Source organism: Saccharospirillum salsuginis, assembly GCF_014651855.1.
Lineage (GTDB): Bacteria > Pseudomonadota > Gammaproteobacteria > Pseudomonadales > Natronospirillaceae > Saccharospirillum > Saccharospirillum salsuginis.
In genome coordinates this window covers 488,671-509,570 of sequence record NZ_BMXR01000002.1, presented here as the reverse complement: position 1 = coordinate 509,570, position 20,900 = coordinate 488,671, and the positions used below count along the sequence as shown (strand labels likewise).

At 57.9% G+C, this 20,900-nt stretch carries 19 protein-coding genes; 13 read left to right on the top strand and 6 right to left on the bottom strand.

The genetic code is table 11. The annotated features are described in order from the left end of the window. Window positions 1-98 precede the first annotated feature (98 nt). The 10 genes from panB (at window position 99) to IE111_RS05360 (ending at window position 13,161) form a co-directional block, all read left to right on the top strand. Window positions 99-896, top strand: coding sequence for a 3-methyl-2-oxobutanoate hydroxymethyltransferase (gene panB, locus IE111_RS05405; RefSeq protein ID WP_189607472.1), 798 nt, complete (start codon window positions 99-101; stop codon window positions 894-896). 237 nt (window positions 897-1,133) lie between these two features. Continuing rightward, complete coding sequence (gene panC / locus IE111_RS05400; protein WP_189607471.1) at window positions 1,134-1,976, top strand: pantoate--beta-alanine ligase; 843 nt, start codon at window positions 1,134-1,136, stop codon at window positions 1,974-1,976. A gap of 122 nt (window positions 1,977-2,098) precedes the next feature. Next, entirely contained in the window at window positions 2,099-2,479 is a 381-nt protein-coding gene (gene panD, locus IE111_RS05395) for an aspartate 1-decarboxylase (RefSeq protein WP_189607470.1), read from the top strand. Window positions 2,480-2,723: 244 nt separating this feature from the next. Beyond that, entirely contained in the window at window positions 2,724-4,370 is a 1,647-nt protein-coding gene (pgi, locus tag IE111_RS05390; protein WP_189607469.1) for a glucose-6-phosphate isomerase, read from the top strand. 407 nt (window positions 4,371-4,777) lie between these two features. Then, window positions 4,778-5,245 carry a type II secretion system protein gene (locus IE111_RS24710; RefSeq protein WP_189607468.1) on the top strand — a complete coding sequence of 156 codons (468 nt, stop codon included), beginning with the start codon at window positions 4,778-4,780 and terminating at the stop codon, window positions 5,243-5,245. A gap of 74 nt (window positions 5,246-5,319) precedes the next feature. Continuing rightward, on the top strand, window positions 5,320-5,829 hold the full coding sequence (locus IE111_RS24780) for a GspH/FimT family pseudopilin (protein WP_189607634.1): 510 nt from the start codon (window positions 5,320-5,322) through the stop codon (window positions 5,827-5,829). A gap of 88 nt (window positions 5,830-5,917) precedes the next feature. Further along, a complete protein-coding gene (locus tag IE111_RS05375; protein WP_189607467.1) occupies window positions 5,918-6,484 on the top strand; it encodes a prepilin-type N-terminal cleavage/methylation domain-containing protein in 567 nt (188 codons plus the stop codon). Further along, window positions 6,478-7,401: a PulJ/GspJ family protein gene (locus tag IE111_RS05370; RefSeq protein WP_189607466.1), complete on the top strand. Its 924-nt coding sequence runs from the start codon at window positions 6,478-6,480 to the stop codon at window positions 7,399-7,401. Before IE111_RS05375 ends, IE111_RS05370 begins: the two co-directional genes overlap by 7 nt. Next, window positions 7,398-7,799: a hypothetical protein gene (locus IE111_RS05365; protein ID WP_189607465.1), complete on the top strand. Its 402-nt coding sequence runs from the start codon at window positions 7,398-7,400 to the stop codon at window positions 7,797-7,799. Before IE111_RS05370 ends, IE111_RS05365 begins: the two co-directional genes overlap by 4 nt. Before the next feature lie 52 nt (window positions 7,800-7,851). Next, complete coding sequence (locus IE111_RS05360; RefSeq protein ID WP_189607464.1) at window positions 7,852-13,161, top strand: LamG-like jellyroll fold domain-containing protein; 5,310 nt, start codon at window positions 7,852-7,854, stop codon at window positions 13,159-13,161. 126 nt (window positions 13,162-13,287) lie between these two features. Here the strand turns inward: IE111_RS05360 and IE111_RS05355 are convergent, their stop codons facing one another. Both IE111_RS05355 and IE111_RS05350 read right to left on the bottom strand, forming a co-directional pair. Next, window positions 13,288-13,596, bottom strand: a complete 309-nt coding sequence (locus IE111_RS05355) for a hypothetical protein (RefSeq protein WP_189607463.1) — start codon at window positions 13,594-13,596, stop codon at window positions 13,288-13,290. 29 nt (window positions 13,597-13,625) lie between these two features. Then, window positions 13,626-14,579 carry a flagellar protein MotY gene (locus IE111_RS05350; RefSeq protein ID WP_189607462.1) on the bottom strand — a complete coding sequence of 318 codons (954 nt, stop codon included), beginning with the start codon at window positions 14,577-14,579 and terminating at the stop codon, window positions 13,626-13,628. Window positions 14,580-14,683: 104 nt separating this feature from the next. On the opposite strand from IE111_RS05350, the gene rnt reads away from it, so the two are divergent. After that, window positions 14,684-15,358: a ribonuclease T gene (gene rnt / locus IE111_RS05345; RefSeq protein WP_229805236.1), complete on the top strand. Its 675-nt coding sequence runs from the start codon at window positions 14,684-14,686 to the stop codon at window positions 15,356-15,358. Then, window positions 15,355-15,663 carry an MTH1187 family thiamine-binding protein gene (locus IE111_RS05340; protein WP_189607461.1) on the top strand — a complete coding sequence of 103 codons (309 nt, stop codon included), beginning with the start codon at window positions 15,355-15,357 and terminating at the stop codon, window positions 15,661-15,663. The genes rnt and IE111_RS05340 overlap by 4 nt, the downstream gene beginning before the upstream one ends. Before the next feature lie 20 nt (window positions 15,664-15,683). Here IE111_RS05340 and IE111_RS05335 read toward each other — a convergent pair whose 3' ends face one another. The 3 genes from IE111_RS05335 to trxA form a co-directional block, all read right to left on the bottom strand. Then, window positions 15,684-16,064 (bottom strand): DUF1761 domain-containing protein, encoded by a 381-nt coding sequence (locus IE111_RS05335; protein WP_229805259.1) that lies wholly within the window; start codon window positions 16,062-16,064, stop codon window positions 15,684-15,686. 108 nt (window positions 16,065-16,172) lie between these two features. After that, window positions 16,173-18,680: an acyl-CoA dehydrogenase gene (locus IE111_RS05330; RefSeq protein ID WP_189607459.1), complete on the bottom strand. Its 2,508-nt coding sequence runs from the start codon at window positions 18,678-18,680 to the stop codon at window positions 16,173-16,175. Window positions 18,681-18,902: 222 nt separating this feature from the next. Continuing rightward, window positions 18,903-19,229 (bottom strand): thioredoxin, encoded by a 327-nt coding sequence (trxA, locus tag IE111_RS05325; RefSeq protein ID WP_189607458.1) that lies wholly within the window; start codon window positions 19,227-19,229, stop codon window positions 18,903-18,905. Between the two features lie 143 nt (window positions 19,230-19,372). Here trxA and IE111_RS05320 point away from each other — a divergent pair, with 143 nt between their 5' ends. Beyond that, window positions 19,373-20,257 (top strand): LysR family transcriptional regulator, encoded by an 885-nt coding sequence (locus IE111_RS05320; protein ID WP_189607457.1) that lies wholly within the window; start codon window positions 19,373-19,375, stop codon window positions 20,255-20,257. Between the two features lie 77 nt (window positions 20,258-20,334). On the opposite strand, the gene orn is transcribed toward IE111_RS05320, so the two are convergent. Then, complete coding sequence (orn, locus tag IE111_RS05315; protein ID WP_189607456.1) at window positions 20,335-20,880, bottom strand: oligoribonuclease; 546 nt, start codon at window positions 20,878-20,880, stop codon at window positions 20,335-20,337. Window positions 20,881-20,900: the final 20 nt, after the last annotated feature.

The following is a 20,900-nucleotide window of genomic DNA, read 5'->3' as shown; positions in this document are numbered from 1 at the left end:
CTGACACCCGATCACACCCTCAAACCCCACCTCCAACTTGACTTACCCCCACCAAATGGCAACCATTCGCCTCCACCGCGAGAACAGAGCGAGCGAACATGGCCAACACCAAAACCGTCGCAACCATCCAAAAACAGGTTGCCGAAGGAAAGAAGTTCACCGTCCTCACCGCCTACGACGCCTCCTTCGCCCACTGCTTCTCAAAGCTTGGCGTTGACGTATTGCTGGTCGGCGACTCCCTCGGGAACGTCATCCAGGGCCAGGACACCACCCTGCCCGTCACCATGGACGACATGGTCTACCACACCGCCGCCGTAACCCGCGGCAACCAGGGCGCCCTGATCATGGCCGACCTGCCGTTCAACAGCTACGCCAACCTCGACCAATGCCAGGAGAACTCCGGACGCCTCATGCGCGCCGGCGCCCACATGGTCAAACTCGAAGGTGGCGCCTGGCTCTGCGACAGCGTCATCGCCCTCGGCCGGGCCGGCATCCCCACCTGCGTCCACCTCGGCCTCACTCCCCAGTCCGTCAACAAATTCGGCGGATTCAAGGTCCAGGGCCGCGACCAGGACGCCGCCCAGCAAATGATCAACGACGCCATGGCCCTCAGCGACGCCGGCGCGGACATACTCCTGCTGGAATGCGTCCCCTCCGACCTCGCCCGCGCCATCACCGAAGCCGTCCACGTCCCCGTCATCGGCATCGGCGCCGGCCCCAGCACTGACGGTCAGGTCCTCGTCAGCTACGACATGCTCGGTTTCAACCAGAACCGACTGCCCAAATTCGTCAAGAACTACATGGCCGAACCCAACACCCTCGAAAATGCAGTGACAGCCTTTATCGACGACGTCCAAAGCGGGGCGTTTCCGGCGGCGGAACACTGTTTCGACTAGTACGACGAAGCAGTGCCACCGACACCCGGGGCTAGCGCGAGGTGACGAGTGGGACACTGCAATAGATTTGGCGACCATGGCTAGTGCCGGGTGTCGGGTAAGGCACTCCAGGGACGTGGGCAGCAGGGATGCTGCCGCCGAGCCTACATGGATGTATTCACGGCGACCCAGGAGGGCGTTACCCGACATCCGGCACGGGTTCACGGCACCATTCAAACAAGCCTGGGAAAGAACACCATGAAAACCGTAGCCACCTTAGAAGACCTTCGTGCCAACCTGAATGATCTCAGAGCGGGCAACAAGACCGTCGCCTTCGTCCCCACCATGGGCAACCTCCACGAAGGCCACATGAAACTGGTCGACCAGGCCCGGCGCGAAGCCGACATCGTCGTCGCCTCCATCTTCATCAACCCGACCCAGTTCGGCGAAAACGAAGACCTCTCCGGCTACCCGCGCACCCTCGAGGAAGACAAAAAAAAGCTCATCGCCGAAGGCTGCCACCTGCTCTACACCCCCAACAACGCCATCATGTACCCCGAGCCGGACCTCACCCGGGTCGAAGTCAAGAAAATCACCACCCTGCACTGCGGCGCCAGCCGCCCAGGGCACTTCGTCGGCGTCGCCACCATCGTCCTCAAACTGTTCAACCAGGTACAGCCAGACGCTGCCGTGTTCGGCCTCAAGGACTTCCAGCAATTCACTGTCCTGAAAACCATGGTCGACAACCTGTTTCTGCCCATCCGGATGGTCGGCGTCGACACCGGCCGGGCCGACGACGGCCTCGCCCACAGCTCGCGCAACAACTACCTGACCTCCGACGAGCGCGAACGAGCACCGCAGCTCTACCGCATTCTCAAGCAGACCAAGGCGGCCATCGAAGGCGGTGACACGCACTTCGCCCAATTGACGCGCCAGGCCAAGGAAGCCCTGACCCAGGCCGGTTTTACCCCGGATTATTTCAACATCAGCCGCCGACTGGACCTGGAACCGGCCACCGAGGACGACCGCGAACTGGTCATCCTTGCCGCGGCTTTCCTGGGCAAGGCCCGTTTGATCGACAACATCCAGATCGACCGTTGAGACCCTGACCCAAAACCGTCATAATCCGCTCGCCGTCGAACGGGATGGCGGGGAGCCTCGGCACACCCCCTGAAACCGAGGTTCGCAAGCCGATTTTTTGTTCATCGACAACGAGGTATGCGATGGAACTCATCATGCTCAAGGCCAAACTGCATCAGGCCCGTGTGACCCATGCCGTTCTCGACTATGAGGGCTCCTGCGCCATCGGTGGCGACCTGCTCGACATGGCCGGCATTCGCGAATACGAACAGGTGCAGATCTACAACGTCAGCAACGGCGAGCGCTTCACCACCTACGCCATCCGCGGTGAAGAAGGCTCCGGCATCATCTCCGTCAACGGCGCCGCGGCTCACAAGGCCAAGGTCGGCGACACCGTCATCATTTGCGCCTACGCCAACCTGGACGAAAAAGAGCTAGACACCTTCAAGCCGCGCATGCTCTACATGAACGCCGACAACACCGTCAGCCATACCAGCAACGCCATTCCCGTCCAGCTCGCCTGAACCCCTATCTTGTAGGAGCGCACGCCGTGCGCGATCGACTCTGCCGTGACACCGCCGGTGTCGCGCACAGCGTGCGCTCCTACAGTACGCAATTCTCTTTCTTTGTCGCAAACTTCCAAAAACCAGTGGTTTTTAGCCCTATTTTGTAATTAAATTACACACTTCCCAGCAAATTCTCACTTGAAGACGGCCAACCCGACGTCCATACCGTCTCTAAAGCCAACAAGAACCCTGGAAGGTACCGATGTCATATAACCCCACCGATTTGTCGACCTGGAAAAAACTGACCGAACACCACACCACTGTCGAACCCCTGCACCTGCGTGATTTATTCCGCGAAGACAGCCAGCGTGGCGAGCGCTACACGCTACAAGCCGCCGGCATCGAACTGGACTACTCCAAGAACCGCGTCACCGACGAGACCCTGAACGAACTGATGGGCCTCGCCCGCGAAGCCAAGCTGCCCGAGGCCATCAAGGCCATGTTCGAAGGCCAGGTCATCAACCGCAGCGAGAACCGCCCGGCCCTGCACATCGCACTGCGCAACCGCAGCAACCGCGCCATTAACGTCGGTGGCGAGAACATCATGGACACCGTCAACGCCACCCTCGCGAAGATGCGTTCATTCGCCGAGGCGGTGCACAGCGGCGAATTCGCCGGTCACACCGGCAAAAAACTGCGCACCATCGTCAACATCGGCATCGGCGGTTCCTTCCTGGGTCCCAAAGTCGTCTCGGACGCCCTCAAGCCCTACTGGCAGGACGGCTACGACCTGAAGTACATCGCCAATATCGACGGCACCGACGTCACCGAGGTGTGCAAGGACCTGGACCCGGAAACCACCCTGTTCATCGTCGCCTCCAAGAGCTTCGGTACCCTGGAGACCCTCAAAAACGCCAAGGCCGCACGGGAATGGTTCTTCCAGCAGGGTGGGAAGCCCGAACAGGTCAGGAACCACTTCGTAGCCGTCTCCACCAACATCGAGGCCGCGACCGACTTCGGCATCGATCAAGCCAACATGTTCCCGATGTGGGACTGGGTCGGCGGGCGTTACTCGCTCTGGTCCGCCATCGGCCTGGCTCAATCCATCGTGCTCGGCTTCGACACCTTCGAACAACTGCTCAGCGGCGCCCACACCATGGACGAGCATTTCCGCACTGCCGGCCTCGAACACAACCTGCCGGTCATCCTCGGCATGTTGGGCGTCTGGTACCATAATTTCTTCGGGGCGGAATCACACGCTGTTCTGACCTACGACGAATACCTCAAAGACCTGCCCAACCACCTGCAGCAGGTCGACATGGAGTCCAACGGTAAAGCCGTCACCCAGGCTGGCGAAGCGGTGGACTGGCAGACCGGCCCCATCATCTGGGGCGGCACCGGCACCAACGGCCAGCACGCTTACCACCAACTGCTGCACCAGGGCACACGCCTGAACCCGGCCGACTTCATCATGCCGCTGCAAAGCCACAACCCGGTCGCCGACCACCATCAGTGGCTGTTCGCCAACTTCCTGGGCCAGCAACAGGCCATGCTGGAAGGCAAGACCGAAGCCGAAGTGATGGACGAACTGAAGGCCAAAGGCCTCGGCGACTCCGAGGCCCGCGAATTGGCGCCGCACAAGGTGATTCCGGGCAACCGCCCCTGCAACGCCATCACCTTCGAGAAGGCCACACCGGAAGTCGTCGGCGCCCTGATCGCCATGTACGAACACAAAGTGTTCGTTCAGGGCGTCATCTGGGGCGTCAACAGCTTCGACCAATGGGGTGTGGAACTGGGCAAAGTCCTCGGCAACAGCGTCTTCGAAGCGCTCGGAAACGGCGAAACCGACGACTACGACAGCTCCACCGCCAACCTCATCCGCAAATTCCGCAAGGCCAACAACATCTAACGCCTCCACCGGTCTTATTCCCTCTCCCTCTGGGAGAGGGGTAGGTGGTCCGACACTTCGGAGAGGGTCTGCTTGAAGTTTTCACACTCCTGGATAGGGGCAGGTAGTCCGACACCCTGGAGAGGGAGAACTCCCAAGAACCTGCCCAAACAGGTCACATATTACTCACCAAACTCAACACCTACCCCAAAACCGTCAAAAACCCGTCATCGCACTTAAAGTAATTTCTAGATAAGGTTGCATCGCCAACAAAACCACATAAAATCAACCTAACTGCGATGTAGTTCACACAGTCAGCACGGACAGCTTGCGTTGTTCACAAAAAACACGCCCCACCGAACAGGACGCGAACAGGTCGACTACACTTAAAGCAGGCAAATACACTGTTCAAACGGGACGGATTTAGAATGATGAAACAACAGAAAGGTTTTACGCTGATCGAACTGATCATGGTGATTGTGATTTTGGGGATTTTGTCGGCGTTTGCTTTGCCTCGGTTTGTCGACTTAAGCAGCGATGCTAGAACCTCTGCGCTTGAAGGTGCGATAGGGTCTGTTAAATCTGCCCGAGGAATCGCTAGAGCTGCGTGTCTGTCTGATAGCGGTTGTGACGAATCAGCAAGCGGTGAGACAGTCACAATGGATGGTACTTCTGTTGATATGGAAAACGGCAACCCTGCCGCTGCCGCTGGTGGAATTGATGTAGCTGCTCAAATCGCTGACGATTTTGTATTGGGCACCCCAAGTGGTACAGCACCGAATAGAACCGTGGTTATTTCCGCTGATGACGGTTCAGGTAGTGCAGTGGCAAACTGCAATTTCACATATGACGAAAGCGACGGTTCAACTTCATCTGTAACTACAACCGGTTGCTAATAAACTGGTCGTACTTATGACGACCAATTTTATCTGGTGGGCAGTAGTTTCACTGCTCACCAGAGTATATCAAAATGACTTACTCTAGCCCCATTCACAAATCAGGCTTCACTATCATAGAATTACTGATAGTAGTTGTTTTATTGGGAATCACATCAAGCATTATCGTACCACTTTTCTTCAATTCAAGTTCCTCATTTAACGTACACCAAGAATTCCAAAGCGCCCTCACCTACACCCGTAACCGCACCCTTACCAGCCAATGTAGCCATGAAGTCCGCCTGACCACCAGCGGTTGGTCTGTCCTACGTGACAGCGACTGCCAGATTGACACTAGCGGCTGTCCGTTGGAATTGAACGTGTCCGTTTCAGACCCGTACGGTGACTCTTTGACCGGCGGCGCCAGTACAGCAAGCCTACAGCGATTAATCTTCACGCCGGATGGAAGGCTTTATCAACGGAACTCCGGCTCAGGGTGCACCACGTTGCCGTCAAGTGTAGTTAGTGCTGGCACTACACTCGCCATTACACCCAGTGCGACGCTTCGCCTGGATGGGTTAACCGCCTATGCTGCCATTCAATGATTCGACTACTGTGGAAACGGGCTCGGAATGCGATTTAGCCCAGAGACACTCCTTGGTTGGGCAGTCCCTCTCAAACTGCACTCCCATAATGGTACGGAAACAACTTGGTGTTTCGCTGGTTGAACTGATCATTGCGATCATCATCATCGGCATTTCCGCCACAGCGCTACTACAGAGTTTGGGATTTCAAGTGGTATCCAACGTCGATCCCATGCTCCGTAGCCAGTCGCAGTTGCTGGCCCGGCAGTTTCTCAGCGAAGTAACCTCCAAATCCTATTTCGATCCATCGTCCGACCCGCGCACCAACCCTACGCTTTCCAACGCCGCCGCTTCAGCCAGCCTCCAGGACCAAACCGCAAGTACGGCGGGCCAGCCGCGTAGCAATTGGGATAATGTCTACGAATACCACGGCTACGACAGCGGATCCGGCGGGATCGAGGATGTTCAGGGCAATTCGATCAGTGGCCTGGAAAATTATCGTGTAGCGGTGCATATCGACATCAGTGATGCGCTGCAATTGGGAGGCGTCCAAAACAGCAGCGGCTGTCCCGCCAAGGTGATGCAGATCGAAGTGACTACCACCGACCCGCGCGGTCAGACCACGACCTTGAACGGCTATCGGACCAGCTACTGGGAAGCGGATTCACCATGTTGATGCCGACCCACCAACACCGTGGCTTCACCCTGGTCGAACTGATCATGGTCATCGTTATCATGGCCATCATCGCGGCCGTTGTCGCTCCGTTGATTGGAGGAAAGTATGGCGCAGTCATTCAATCCACCGAACGGGCAAAATGGGTTCAACAGGCCGAGATCGGCTTTTTCCTAATGCGGAGGGACTTGGCTCGGGCGGTTCCGAACTCAGTATTCACCAGCGGAACTAGTGGCGGGAATGATCAGATTGCTGAATTCCTTTTCCGGGACTTGGGAGAACCGGATTTCGCATACCGCTACCGACACAGGCAGTTCAATCCCTGGGATCGTCTCCAACCCAACAATGACAGCAGTTTCGATGTATTTGGCTCTCCTGGCGAATACGGCCCCCATACGGGCCTTGCCCAACCGCCATTGTACGTCAGCATTGGTGCGGAGTCGGCTGCGGACGTTAGGTCGTCCTGGGAGAACCTGTTTACCAGCCCTGATGGCGATATTGCACCGGTTGGCGACATTACGAATCAAGCCGGCGAAAATGGAAATCCAATCGCCAACGTCACCATTGACCATGATGACGACGGCTCAGCGGACAATCACGACTTTGATGGTCATTCGCCGCACTATCGAGCCTACTTCACCAATGGCCCCGTCGCCTATCGGTGTTTAGATGGTCAGTTGCAGCGCATCCATGGCTACAATGTGCTTTCAAATCAACCACTGGCGACCCGACTCTCAAGTATCCGAACAGGAAACAACCCGGTGGTCAGTCGGGCTCTCGACAATGTGTTGTCTTGTTCGTTTCGGGTGATTCCCGGCCAGAGTTACCAGCCTCCGTCACTGGAGGTCATGCTGGAAATCGGAGAAGGTTCGGAGTCAATCCGTCTGATTGACACCATACAGTTGGAGAACGGCGCATGAACCAACCGAATCGTCAGTCCGGTGTAGCGCTGGTAGCCGCTATCTTCCTGATCGTCGTGATCGGAGGGGCCGTTACGTTGCTGGCCTCGCTAGCCGTTCGTAATACGGCTCAATCGACACAAACATTGTTAAGTATCCGGGCTCAATCTGCTGCGCAAGCTGGCCTTGAGATGGCCGTTCAACAACTGGTGGAATCCGAAACCTGTGGTTCGGTTACGAGCACACTGACACCTGCGGCTCTACCTGGCTTTACAGTCACCATCAACTGCAACAGCGCCGATTATGGTCGTCCGTCTCAGTCGTTCACCCTATTTTCGCTGACGGCAACGGCCAGCTATGGTAATCCAACCGATTCTGATTATGTTTGGACCGAGATCAATGCAACCGTTGAACTGTAAGACCGCGTCGCGCGCCGTGCGGTCTATCCCGAGCGGATCCCGAATCGCGTTAATGGCGTTGCTATTGCTGATGGGGGCTACCATTCAAGCGGCTACCTATACATTGCCATCGAGCACAGGCCCGTTCAACAACTGCACCGTCAACGGCGGCACGATGAACTGCTCGGGAAATCTCAGCCTGGGCAACGGCGACACCATACTGCTCAACCAGGACGTTTTCGTCGAAGTCAATCAGTCCATCAGTATCGGCAACAATTTCGAGGTCAATACCACCGGTGACTATTCGCTGACGTTTTATGCTCACGGGAATATCAACGTCGGCAACAGCCTGCTGGCCAACACAACCCTTCGCGCCGATGGAAGCATCAGTGTCGGAAATTCAGCCACAATCACCGGTGATATTCAGGCTGGCGGCGCTGTAAATGCCGGAAACAATGCGAATATCAATGGCGATATCACGGCAGGAGGCAATCTGAGCCTGGGCAACGGTTCTACAGTCAACGGAACCTGCAGCGCATCCAGCGGAAATTATCCACCCTATTGCTCGGCCTCGCTACCGGCCACGTTCGCTTATTTTCCCTTAAATGAAGATCAAGCCTGGAACGGCGCGGCTGGCGAAATCGACGATATGCTCGGCAATGCTAATGTCGCTCGGGCCATAGGTAACGCCCAAAACGGTAGCGTTGACGGAGCCTCTGCTTGCCGTGGCGGACAGATTCCCCTGAACACCTCGGACAATCAGGACGCACTGGATACCGGCATCGACCTCGATGCGTCACTCGGGAACACCGGCACCATCAGCTTCTGGTACCTCGGCAATAGCAGCAGCGGCGACCGTCAATTGGTGGATGCCTCGCAAGGAGACAAGTATTTCCACCTGACGTTGAATGGCAGCGGCGCGCCCTCCTTCCGCATGGAGGACAGCAGCGACGACGACTTCCAAGCCGATTCCGGCACCGGTCTGGACACTACACAGTGGCACCACTTCACCATCACCTGGGATTTGAATGCCGACGAAATCAACCTTTATGTCGATGGCAGTCTGGTAGCAAGCGATTCGTTCAACTCGAACAATACGATGCCCAATTTCGACACCGTCTACTTCGGCGACAATAGAAGCGGCTATGTGCCGGGTACATCAACCAACGACTCGGCAAATGGTTGGTTCGACGATATTCGTTTCTTCAACGACGTTCTCGATGCGAGCGAGGTTCAAACCGTCCGCGATATCAATCGAGATTGCACAACGCCGACACCGCCGAACCAGTGTTTCGACTTCGAGGACGGTTCCCTGTCCGGTTGGTCCGTCAACTCGTCGGGCGGCGATGCCGGCGTCAACACCGATACGGGTAGTAACGCCTTGTTTACCCAGGGTGGAGAGGTCGCCGTCACCAGCCCTATTTACGACACAACGGCCGGCGAAGTCACTGTTAGCATGACGGTCCAGCGCGGTGACGACGCGTTCAGCGAAGACCCCGACAACAATGAGGATCTTGAAGTCGGGTACCTGAACAGTTCAGGCACCTGGGTGACGCTGGAGACCTTCACCGGCAGTGGCACACCCGGCGAGGTATTCGACCGAACTTACACCTTGCCCGCGAATGCCCGTCACAATGGTTTTCAGCTCAGAATCAGGCAAACAGCCGGCAACAACGGCGATTTTGACTACTGGCATATCGACGACATTTGCATTTCGATCGCCAGCAGCGCGACACCCATCCGGGAATACCGTTTCGATGAGACCACCTGGAGCGGCACATCGGGCGAAGTGGTGGACAGCATCGGTGGGCTGAACGGCACGGCATTGAATAGCGCCGTCACGGTTGATCCGGGACAGATTTGCCGCGCCGGCGATCTGAGTGGCAACAATGTCGTGCAAGTACCAGAGCTGAGCGAACTTAGAACCACGGCTTCCCTGAGTTTCTGGATAAAAACAACGGCTGGTTATACCGGAAACAATACATCCTGGGCCGCACCCGCAGTGACGGGTGTCGAGGAATCCGGAGGTGGAGACGACATTTTCTGGGGCTGGATCGATGCATCCGGCCGTATCGGCATCACCAAAGGAAACACCAATGATGCCCGTTCCTCTACGGCCATCAACACCGGCAATTTTCACCATATTGTGCTGACCTGGGACCACACCAGCGGCGCTTCCAAGGTTTATGTCGATGGTCAGCTTGAGGCAACGGGTACCACCGAAGCGGGCAGCGTAACCAACACGTTCGATCAGATCGGCGCGGTCCCTCACACCAATGGCAACAATACCAACTACCTGGATGCCGAATTGGATGAAGTGTTGATTTATGACCAGATCCTGACCGATTCACAAGTGTCGGGCCTTTACGATTTACAAAATAACGGCCGGAATCTGGATGACACGGTACGCTCCTGCCCGACCGACGCCACTTGTGTGACCGACAACTTTAATCGGTCGGATCTGGGCTCTGACTGGGCGGTTACGGAGCGATCCTCCAGTTCGGATTATCTACCCGGCATCGTGAACGGTCGACTTAGAATCACTCCGGCTGTGGGATACATATCCACGGCTGCAACCCTGATGCGACTGTTCCCCAGCGCCGGCAACCGTGTTGAGGTTGAGTTCGATTACTACGCCTACGGCGGCGGCTCAAACGGCGCCGACGGCGTAACGCTGGCGTTTTCCGATTCCCAGATCACGCCTCAACCAGGCAGCTTTGGCGGGTCACTGGGCTACGCCCAACGCAATGGCAGCGACAACGTCGGCTTCGCCGGCGGCTGGGTCGGCATTGGCCTCGACGAGTACGGTAACTTCCTGACCAGCAACGAAGGCCGGCAAGGGGGATTCTCCAGTCGGGTTCGTGAAACCGTCACCATTCGCGGCGAAGGCTCGGACAACAGCGGCTACAACTACATCACCTCGAACGGTATCCCGCCCGGATCGAGCAGTCCGCCGTCCTCACTGAGTCCGTCGGTGCAAAATTCCAATGGCCATCGATATCGCATTATCATCGACCACAGCAATGGCACCAACGCCTGGCTCACGGTTGAACGGGATACCAACAACGACGGTACCTACGAAGAAACCGTGATTTCTCAGTTCGACATGCTGGACCACAATGCCGGTATCCCGAATAAAATGTATCTGACCATTACCGGGTCTACCGGCGGCAGCAACAACAATCATGAGATCGACAACTTCAGCGTTTGTGCAAACACCATTGAACCAGTCGAGCCGCAGATCCACCACTATGAACTCGAACGACAAACGGACCAGGGGCTAACCTGCGAACCGCTTCCCATCACGGTTAGAGCCTGCCTGGACGAAAACTGTACCACCCAGGTGTCCGACCCGGTGGATACCACATTTACACCGAGCGACGGCTGGGTCGGAGGCGCCGCCAAAACCGGCTACAACAGCGGCTCGACTTTCGACTTCGTTCGAAATACGACAGGGACATCCCAACTGGGCGTGTCCTACTCCAGCCCGTCAATTGCCCCCTTATCCACTGAACCGGTTCAGTGCTATCTGGGAGCGGCCAAACAACCGGACTGCAATGTGGACTTCGTCAATGCCGCTTTTCAGTTCTTCGACGGCAACATACCTGGGACCCCGGCAACCGGCGTTTTCGATCTGGTCGCCGGGGCGGCATCCAGCGATCTGTACATCCGAGCGGTCCGCACGGATCCAGACACCGGCGTGTGCCAACCGGCCTTTCCTGACGGTACGACTGTCGACCTGACCTTGGGCACTACCTGCACCCAACCCGGAAGCTGTGCATCGGGCCAGCAAGTATCCTGGAACAGCACGCCACTGCCGAATCCGGAGAATCCGATATCGGGCTCCAGTACACAGTCCGTGCCGGTCACCTTTCAGGGAAATTCAACAGCATCCTTTCAGTTGACCTCCCCGGATGTTGGGGTACAGACCTTATCAGCCGAATCTCCGCCTATGGACGATGCTGATGGCAACCCAACAGGGGATACGATCACGGGTGCCGTTTCTATCAGAACCCGCCCAGACCGTTTGTCTCTTATCGATTTAGTGGGAAGCCACGGAAATAACGATGGATCTTCAAAGTTTGAAGACGCTGGCCGACCTTTTTCGCTGGCACTTGAGGGCCTGGATATCAATGGAAACGCGACAGCGAGTTTCGGGCGATTAGCCGGTGATTTCGACATTGACTGGGGCGACACGACACTGAATGGTCCAACGGGCGGAAACCTGGGTGACTTGATCGGCGACAGCCTCAACACGTCCTCCAGCAGCCAATGGCAGGATGGTGGAGCCCGATTGATCCTTCCTCAGAGCAATGGACTGTCATATCACGAAGTTGGCTCCATTAGTCTTGTGGCCACACTCACGGATTTCCTGGGGTCAGGCGAGACCATTACCAGCCAACCGCAAACAACCGGTCGGTTCGTGCCCGCCTATCTCGACATTGCCCCAACAGCCGCCAGTTACAGCTGGGGCAGTACCGGCTCCGCGTATCAGGGCTACACCGAATCCATGACCAACATTACCGTAAACGTAAGGTCGTACGATATCGACGGTGATCCGTTAAACAACTACGACGGTAGTGCCTTTAACTGGTCGCCCTTAACCAACAACTGGCTTTCAAAGCCTGGAACCTTGGCAGGAACAGGAGACACCCTCGAATCGACCTTAACCTGGTCGATTGGAGACAACGGCGACTTTGACGGTGTCGTCACATTGTCGGCCAGCGACATAGAGGTCTTGTGGAATCGAAGTTCAGGAGCGGGAACGCCAGACAACGACGACACACCACAAACCGTCAGCGAATTCTTTGTATCCGAGGCAAACCTGACGGACAGCGACGGCGTGTGCTATCAACTGTCAGTGGGCGGCGCCTGCCAACCGCTGACACTGAACCTTACCGACAGGACGCTGTATTATGCGAGAGCTCGACTGCCTGAATTCGTCGATGCCTCATCCACCGATGCGTTCATACCGGTCGAGCTGGAATACTTGTCCGGGTTTGACAGCGGAGACGCTCTGTTCACTCTTCAAACCAGCGAAAACACCCTGGATTCTGCGGTATTTATGGGCCTGACCCATTCAGGGACAGACTATTGCCCCTCAGGGGAAGATACCACCTGCCAAGCGGTGGCGGATTCAGCGAGCTTTTCCGGGCCGGATGGCACGGGCTCGACGCTGTCGGGTGGCGCAGGTTTATTTTCAGTTTCAGCTCCCAGTGCCATCAATCACAATGTTGGCGTGACATTGGACACTCCTGACTGGTTGCATTGGGACTGGGATGGCGAGCCCCTCACTCAGATGTCAGACAGTTCTACACTTATCCTGTTCGGTAACTATCAGGGGCGTCCGCCTATATTGTTTACAAGGCCGGGATATCGATAAATAACGCTTGCCCCTCTCCGACGCAACACTAACCCCTCCCCCAGCGGGAGAGGGGAACCTACTCCCCATAGCCTAAGCCTCTCCCAGCGGGAAAGGGTTCTACAATTCTTCCATTGGGAGTGACTTCTACCCCAACGGCCACAACCGCCGCCGCCCCTCGACTGGCGGCTCACTGACGAACCGCACCAGGCCGTCGTAGTCGAACCCTCGCCAATCGGCCAGGTATTGTCGAATCAGGGACTCCCCCGGTATCCCGACCGGCACCAGCGCCTCGCGCCGGTCCTTACCGGTCAGATGCCAATAGCACTGCTCCCCCCGGGCGAACACGTCCACTTCGGCCAGGTCGGCCAAATCCAGCTCGGTGCGCGTGGAGGCATTGCGGGTGTAGATCATGTGGTCCTGGTTCAATTGCACGGCGGGTGCGGTTGGCGTCACGGTCGGGTTCCTCAGGGTCAATGCTCGGTTCATTGGGCGTCGAAATTGGGCAGGCCGTCGAGCGGATCCTCCGGCTCATCCTCCAGGCGCCTGACCAGAATGGTGGTCCGACGGTTTTGCGCCCGGCCTTCGGCGGTGTTGTTGTCGGCGACGGGGTAGCGGTCGCCTTGGTAATCGGTGAGGATCATGTTCGGGTCCAGGCCGTTGTTCACCAGGTAGTCGGTCACCTTGTTGGCGCGGCGTTCGGACAATCGGCGGTTGTCGTAGCGGGTGCCCACGTTGTCGCTGTGGCCCACCACTTCCAGGCTGAGAATCTTGTCATCGGCCTGAACATAAGTGATCAGATCGTCCAGAGTGGAACGGGCCGCGGCATCCAGAACGTCGCCGCCGCTCGGGTAGTTGATCACCGTGCGTTCGATCTGGGCGAAATTGACCGGCAGCAATCCTGCGCTGCAGGCTAGGTAGTCGTTGTAGTAGCCCTTGAAATCGACCGGCGACAGCTGCACCCGGATCGATTCGGAGCCGTACTTGGCCTGGCGCGTAAAGGTCGGCGCCATGCCATTGCCCAGTTCGGCCATCATGCGCCGGGCACGATCCGGTTCCACTCGGACGGTGATGCGGCGGTCACGTACCGGTACATACCCCAGTTCGCTGGTCAGGGCGCTGGACCGCCAGTCCGGTGCCTGAATGGTCAGGGCCGCATGCCCTCGGGCCATCAGCTTGCGAGTGGGCCGCAGGTAAAATTCCAGTTCTCGGCCCGCTTCGTGAAAGAACACCGCCATGCCGTACTGGGAAATCGGCTGGATGAACTTGCAATAGAACTCGTTGCCGTCGATTTGCCAGTCGGTATCGGTCAGTCCGGTACCAAACGAGGCTGCCCGGGTCGGCAATGCCAGGCATAGCCCGAACAGACACAGCAGGGCCCAACGGCCAGTTTTGGCCGTCGAACAGGGTATGCGGGACAGAGCTTGCCGTCCGGTCATCGAAACACTCCGAAAAAGTGACACTGTCGTTTTCCCCAGCAAACGCCTTGCCATCATCCCCCAGTTCATTAAGATGACCCCAAATTCCCTGGTCTGGAGCGCGCGTGTCGCACCCCGATGCCCACTGGCTGCTGTCGCAGCGTTTTCGCGGTTATTACCCTGTTGTTATTGATGTCGAAACGGCCGGTTTTAATCCCAAAACCGATGCGTTACTGGAAATCGCGGCCGTTACCCTGAAAATGGACGCCGATGGCTGGCTGGAACAGGACAAATGCCTGTTCTACAACGTCGAACCTTTCGAGGGGGCCAACCTGGAAAAGTCGGCCCTGGAATTCACCGGGATCGACCCGTACAACCCACTGCGCGACGCCGTCGATGAGGGCGCCGCCCTGAAGAGCATCTTCAAGATGGTCCGTCACGGCATGAAGGACAACGAGTGCAAGCGGGCCATTCTGGTCGGTCACAATGCCACCTTCGACCATTCCTTTGTCATGGCGGCGGCCGAGCGGGCCAGCATCAAGCGCAACCCCTTCCACCCCTTCTCGACCTTCGATACTTCGGCCCTGGGCGGCCTGGTCTACGGCCAGACCGTGCTGAAAAAAGCCTGTCAGATGGCGGGGATTGAATTCAGCGACCGCGAAGCCCACAGTGCGGAATACGACACCCGCAAGACAGCGGAACTGTTTTGCGACATGGTCAACCGCTGGAAGCAGTTGGGCGGCTGGCCGGTGGTCGAGGATGAATCCTTCATCGAACAACAGGAGATGCGCTCATCATGAAATGCATGGCCGATCTGTGTGTTATTCCCATGGGCGAAGGAGTCTCGGTCCGCAATGAAGTCGCCGCCTGCGAACGCATCCTGCAACGCTTTCCCATCGAGACCCATCTGCACGCCTACGGCACCAATCTGTACGGCGATTGGGACGATGTATTCGCCGCCATCAAAGCCTGCCATGAAGAACTGCATCAGGCCGGCGTGGTCCGGCTGACCTCCACCATCAAGGTCGGAACCCGGACCGATAAGGACCAGACACCGGACGAAAAGCGCCGTGTTGTCGAAGACTTGTTGAACGAGGGCCGTTGATACGGCCCCCTAGCGTCCCATCACCTTAGAAATCCGATAATCACACCCATCAGAATAAACGTCAGGCTCATGTAGCCGATGTTGATCAGATAGAGTTTCATCGACTGCCGCTCGAACAGATAATTGATCCCCAGCCCGATGGCGAAAAACATAGACGCCAGCGCTCCCACTTGAACGCCGTTGAAGGCGGAACCGTCATCGGCCATGAACAGGAAGATGATGGCGGCGATCAGCTCCAGCAGCGTCGCCGTGCCCATGATCAACCCCATGTTGGCATCCGCGATTTTCTCATCCGTCAATCCGGTCTCGGCTTGCCAGGCCTTACCCAGCAAAGGGCCGTACCAGAGGGCTCCCAGGCCCATGCCCACCACGGTTACGACAATCACCGCCACGATGTCCATCACCACGAGCGCTCTCCTCTTCGGCAAACAGGTGTTCGAACAGCATAGGAGGAAACGGGCGGGAGGGAAAGAGAGGGGTGGTGACCGCTAGGGCCACCACCGGTTGGATCAGTCCGGGGAGGATTCGGACGCGGTTTTCTTGGCCGGGGCCTTGGCCCGCGACTTGGCAGGACGGCCGTTGTGCCAGACGATCTTGCTCTTGTTGCGGGCGAATTCGTCAAACGCGAAGTCGTCCACGGTCAGCATCTCCAGCACTTCGGCTTCATAGCCGGCCATGAAGTCCCGGTCTTCCTCGCTGATCAGGCCGGCCTCATTGGCCGCCTCAAAGCGTTGCTCCGGGTGCAGCGCCGTCATCGGCAGCTCGCCTTTGGCGTAGGCTTTATCGACCGTCTTGTACAGCTCGGCCGCGCGCTTGTTGTTCTTCAACAGGGCATTGTAGTGGGCCAGCGGGTTGGACTGCTCACCGTCGTCGGCCTGCCAGGTATCTTCCAGCAGATAATCCCGCAGCGGGCTGTCGTTGCTGACGTCGCGCGCGATGCGGGTCGCCAATTCATCGGATGGCATCTTCCAGCGTTTGCCGAACGGCATGACGATCGGCCGCACCAGGCGGGCGACACCGCGATTCGGCAGGTTGTGCAACACTTCGTCCAGCGCCAGTTCCGACCGGTGCAACAGGAACTCGCAGCTGTAGCGCATGATGGCTTCCTCGCCCGGCACCTTGCGGCCCTCATGCCACTGCTTGAGCACCATGGACGTCATGTACAGGTTCGACAGCACATCGCCAAGCCGGGCCGACAGCATCTCGCGCAGCTTCAGGGAGCCGCCCAGGGTACCCATGGCCACGTCCGACATCAGACTGAAGGCGGCGCTGAAGCGGTTGACCGCCTTGGCATAGCGGGCGGCGTCGCCGTAAAACGGGTTCTCGCCAGCCCCGACACCCAGGGCACCGGTCAGGGCCCGGGCCACGTTGCCGGCCGCCATGCCGATGTGACCGAAAATCGCCTTGTCGAAGGCGCGGATATCGTTCGCATCCTTGGCTTCCAGCTCTTTCAGCACCCAGGGGTGACAGCGGATCGCGCCCTGACCGAAGATCATCAGGCTTCGGGTCATGATGTTGGCGCCTTCCACGGTGATCGAAACCGCCGAAGACGAGTAGCCAATGCCCAGGTAGTTGCGCGGCCCCAGCGTGACGGTCTTGCCGCCATGCACGTCCATGCCGTCGGAGAGGATGGTACGCTGGAATTCCGTCAACTGACTTTTCAGAATCGCCGACGGTACGGCGGGTTTCTCGCCGTTGTCGATCATGTTGGCGGTGTGCAGGACGGTTGCCCGTGCGATGTAACTCATCGACGCCATGCGTGCCAAGGGCGCCTGAACGCCTTCCATATCGGCCACCGGCAGGTTGAACTGGCGGCGGATGCGGGTAAAACCGCCGGAGAGACCGGTGACGTAGCGCCCGGTACCGCTGGCGCCGGACGGGAGTGTGATGCAACGCCCAACCGACAGGCATTCGACCAGCATGCGCCAGCCTTGGCCGGCCATGTCGGTTCCACCGATGATCCAGTCCAGCGGAATAAAGACATCCTTACCCTTGATCGGCCCGTTCATGAAGGGGCTGCCGATCGGGAAGTGGCGACGGCCGATTTCCATGCCGTCGGTATCCCGGGGAATCAGGGCGGCGGTGATGCCGATGTCCTCGGTATCGCCGAGTAATTTGTCCGGATCGAACATGCGGAACGCCAGGCCAACCACGGTGGCGATCGGCGCCAGGGTGATCCAGCGTTTTTCGAAGTTGAGCCGCACACCCAGCACTTCCTCGCCGTTGTGCATGCCTTTGCAGACGATGCCGGTATCCGGAATGGAGGTCGCGTCCGAGCCGGCGCGCGGACCGGTCAGGCCGAAACAGGGTATCTCGCGGCCATCGGCCAGGCGCGGCAGGTAGTAGTCTTTTTGCTCCTGGGTACCGTATTTGACCAGCAGCTCGCCCGGGCCCAATGAATTCGGTACGCCGACGCACACCATCAGGGTTTCGTTAAAGGCCAGCTTCTGCAATACGGCCGATTGCGCTTTGGCGGAGAACCCGAGACCGCCGTATTCCTTCGGAATGATCATGCCGAAGAACTTTTCTTTCTTCAGAAATTTCCACAGGTCGGCGGGCAGATCGGCGCGTTCGTAGGCGATGTCCCAGGGGTTGCACATGCCGGCCGCGACGCTGCACTGATGGTCGAGAAAGGCTTGTTCTTCTTCGCTCAATATCGGAGTCCGATTGCTGAGAAAGGTTTCCCAGTCCGGCTGGCCGGAAAACAGCTCCCGGTCCCAACTGACGGTACCGGCTTCCAGAGCGACCCGCTCGGTGTCGGAGACTTTAGGTGCGACCTTTTTGAATGTTGAGAACAGGCGCGGGGTCAACCAGCTGTTGCGAACGCCGGGCAGGCCGGCCACGACGACGGCTGCACCGGCGAGCAGAAAGAGCACGCCCAGCAAGGGGCTGTTGAACAGAAAGGCGACCACGGTCAGGCCCGCCAATGCCACAACCGAGGCACCGGCACCCATTTCGCGGCGCAACACGGCCAGCATGACCACGGCGGCCACGATCAAGACCAATAGATGATTCATATGAGACTCCCAGTCAGACAATGTCCACTAAAACAACTGTTTGAAACTTAGCGACTTAAACGGGAAGTTGCCAACATCCAGATCAACTTTTTAGTGTTTTTTGACGGGAGGGAAAGAATGGAAATGAGGAAACCGTAGGAGCGCACGCCGTGCGCGACAGTTCGGCACTTCGGATGCCTGGTCGCTCACAGCGTGCGCTCCTACGACAAATGAACGATCACATCAAGCGGTGTGCTCACCAATAAAGGTTTTCAACGCACTGGCCGGCTGTGCGCCGATACGGGTTCCGACCGGCTTGCCGTTTTCGAACATCATCAGGGTTGGCAGGCCACGAACGCCGTACTTGGACAGCACTTCCGGGTGGGCGTCGGCGTCGAGCTTGACGATGGTTACTTTGCCGTCGTACTCGTCGGCCAGGTCTTCCAGGACCGGGGCGATCATCTTACAGGGGCCGCACCAGTCGGCGTAGAAGTCGACTAGGGTCAGGCCTTCGCCCGCTTCGACGGTCTTGGCAAATTCATCGGCGCTCAGCATGGTTACTTTCGACATGACAGTTCCTCCATCGGTTAAGTCTCATTGACGAAGTCCATGATAAGGCTTGCCTTGAATGATACTAGACCCGAGAATTGAGTAGGTTTGTGCCATTTTTGGAACAATCTAGCCATATAACCACTGCGTAAGGGGGCTGATTCATGGAATTGGACGGGCTTTCACTGTTTATCGATACCGTTCGCGCTGGCAGCATCACCGGGGCGGCCGAGCACCGGGGCATGCCCAAATCGACCTTGAGCCGCCAGTTGCGTCAGTTCGAGGAGAAAATGGGGGTGCGTTTGCTGGAGCGTTCGACCCGCAGGCTGGACCTGACCGAAGCCGGCGAGGCTCTGTTCAACAACGCAGCGCCTTTTTTGGAGGAGCTGGAAGACATTCAGGATTCCGTTCGCGCCTACCAGCGACACCCCAAGGGGCGACTGGCGATTCAGATGCCTCAGGAGCTGTTTACCACGCAGATGGGCGAGCTGATCAGCGAATTTCTGCAACGTTATCCGGAGATCAGTCTCTGCTGTACGCAATACAGTGGAGTTCTGCCGGCGCCCTCCCCTGAATTCGATCTTCAGTTCGTTCTGCACGACAGTCCGTTACCCGCCAGTGATTGGATCGCGCGAACACTGATGAGTATTCCTCAGGGGTTGTTCATTGCCTCGCACTGCCGGGAGCGGGCCCCGACACAACTGTCCGATCTGGCCGATTGCCGTTGCATTCTGCAAAGCGGGGAGTCGATGTGGTCTTTCCGGGTCGGTCGTCATATCGAGACCGTGCCGGTCAATGGCCGGCTGGTATTGAACAGCCCCGACATGCAACTGCAGGCAGCCATTCGCGGCCTGGGCCTCGCCCGCCTGGCTCGGTACCAGGCGGATCCGGCGGTCAGGCGAGGGGCATTGGCGGAGGTCGAACTCGAAGGAAAACCGGTGGCCCAGCAGTTGACGGTGCTGTATCGCAGCCGGCACCTGCCGTTGAAAACGCGGTTGTTTCTGGATCATTTCCAGAATCATATCGGGCGGTTGTATAGCGTACTGTAGGAGCGCAGGCCCTGCGCGACCCGTTTGGAAGCACGATCCGCCCTGTCGCGCAGAGGCCTGCGCTCCTACAGGCCCGGTCAATCGATCTTCAAAAACTCGGCCCGGTAATGCTTCAACTCCCCGATCGACTCTTTAATATCATCCAGCGCCCGATGACTCCCCTGCTTCTGCACGCCTTCCAGCACTTCGGGCCGCCACCGGCGCGCCAGTTCCTTCAAGGTCGACACATCGATGTTGCGGTAGTGACAAAACTCATCCAGAGACGGCATGTACCGAATCAGAAAGCGCCGGTCCTGCCAGATAGAGTTGCCGCACAGGGGTGACGCCCCCGGCTCCACCCATTCCTTGAGGAAGTCCAGCGTCTGCTGCTCCGCCTGGGCTTCGCTCAAGGCACTGTCCTTCACTTTCTGGGTCAGACCCGATTCGCCATGGTGCTGGGTGCACCACTCATCCATCGCGTCCAGCGTGGCATCGGATTGATGCACCACCAGATTCGGCCCTTCGGCAATGATGTTGAGATCCTTGTCCGTCACCAGAGTGGCGATTTCGATGATGCGATCGGTATCCGGGTTCAGACCGGTCATTTCCAGATCGACCCAGATCAAGTTCGTTTTTTTGTCCATTCGGCTCAACCTTTCACAAC

What these genes read in the sequence shown, in the direction of transcription:
- panB (WP_189607472.1), top strand. Translation starts at nt 99, where the DNA reads ATGGCCAACACCAAAACCGTCGCAACCATCCAAAAACAGGTTGCCGAA.
- panC (WP_189607471.1), top strand. Translation starts at nt 1,134, where the DNA reads ATGAAAACCGTAGCCACCTTAGAAGACCTTCGTGCCAACCTGAATGAT.
- panD (WP_189607470.1), top strand. Translation starts at nt 2,099, where the DNA reads ATGGAACTCATCATGCTCAAGGCCAAACTGCATCAGGCCCGTGTGACC.
- pgi (WP_189607469.1), top strand. Translation starts at nt 2,724, where the DNA reads ATGTCATATAACCCCACCGATTTGTCGACCTGGAAAAAACTGACCGAA.
- IE111_RS24710 (WP_189607468.1), top strand. Translation starts at nt 4,778, where the DNA reads ATGATGAAACAACAGAAAGGTTTTACGCTGATCGAACTGATCATGGTG.
- IE111_RS24780 (WP_189607634.1), top strand. Translation starts at nt 5,320, where the DNA reads ATGACTTACTCTAGCCCCATTCACAAATCAGGCTTCACTATCATAGAA.
- IE111_RS05375 (WP_189607467.1), top strand. Translation starts at nt 5,918, where the DNA reads ATGGTACGGAAACAACTTGGTGTTTCGCTGGTTGAACTGATCATTGCG.
- IE111_RS05370 (WP_189607466.1), top strand. Translation starts at nt 6,478, where the DNA reads ATGTTGATGCCGACCCACCAACACCGTGGCTTCACCCTGGTCGAACTG.
- IE111_RS05365 (WP_189607465.1), top strand. Translation starts at nt 7,398, where the DNA reads ATGAACCAACCGAATCGTCAGTCCGGTGTAGCGCTGGTAGCCGCTATC.
- IE111_RS05360 (WP_189607464.1), top strand. Translation starts at nt 7,852, where the DNA reads ATGGCGTTGCTATTGCTGATGGGGGCTACCATTCAAGCGGCTACCTAT.
- IE111_RS05350 (WP_189607462.1), bottom strand. Translation starts at nt 14,579, where the DNA reads ATGACCGGACGGCAAGCTCTGTCCCGCATACCCTGTTCGACGGCCAAA.
- IE111_RS05340 (WP_189607461.1), top strand. Translation starts at nt 15,355, where the DNA reads ATGAAATGCATGGCCGATCTGTGTGTTATTCCCATGGGCGAAGGAGTC.
- IE111_RS05335 (WP_229805259.1), bottom strand. Translation starts at nt 16,064, where the DNA reads ATGGACATCGTGGCGGTGATTGTCGTAACCGTGGTGGGCATGGGCCTG.
- IE111_RS05330 (WP_189607459.1), bottom strand. Translation starts at nt 18,680, where the DNA reads ATGAATCATCTATTGGTCTTGATCGTGGCCGCCGTGGTCATGCTGGCC.
- trxA (WP_189607458.1), bottom strand. Translation starts at nt 19,229, where the DNA reads ATGTCGAAAGTAACCATGCTGAGCGCCGATGAATTTGCCAAGACCGTC.
- IE111_RS05320 (WP_189607457.1), top strand. Translation starts at nt 19,373, where the DNA reads ATGGAATTGGACGGGCTTTCACTGTTTATCGATACCGTTCGCGCTGGC.
- orn (WP_189607456.1), bottom strand. Translation starts at nt 20,880, where the DNA reads ATGGACAAAAAAACGAACTTGATCTGGGTCGATCTGGAAATGACCGGT.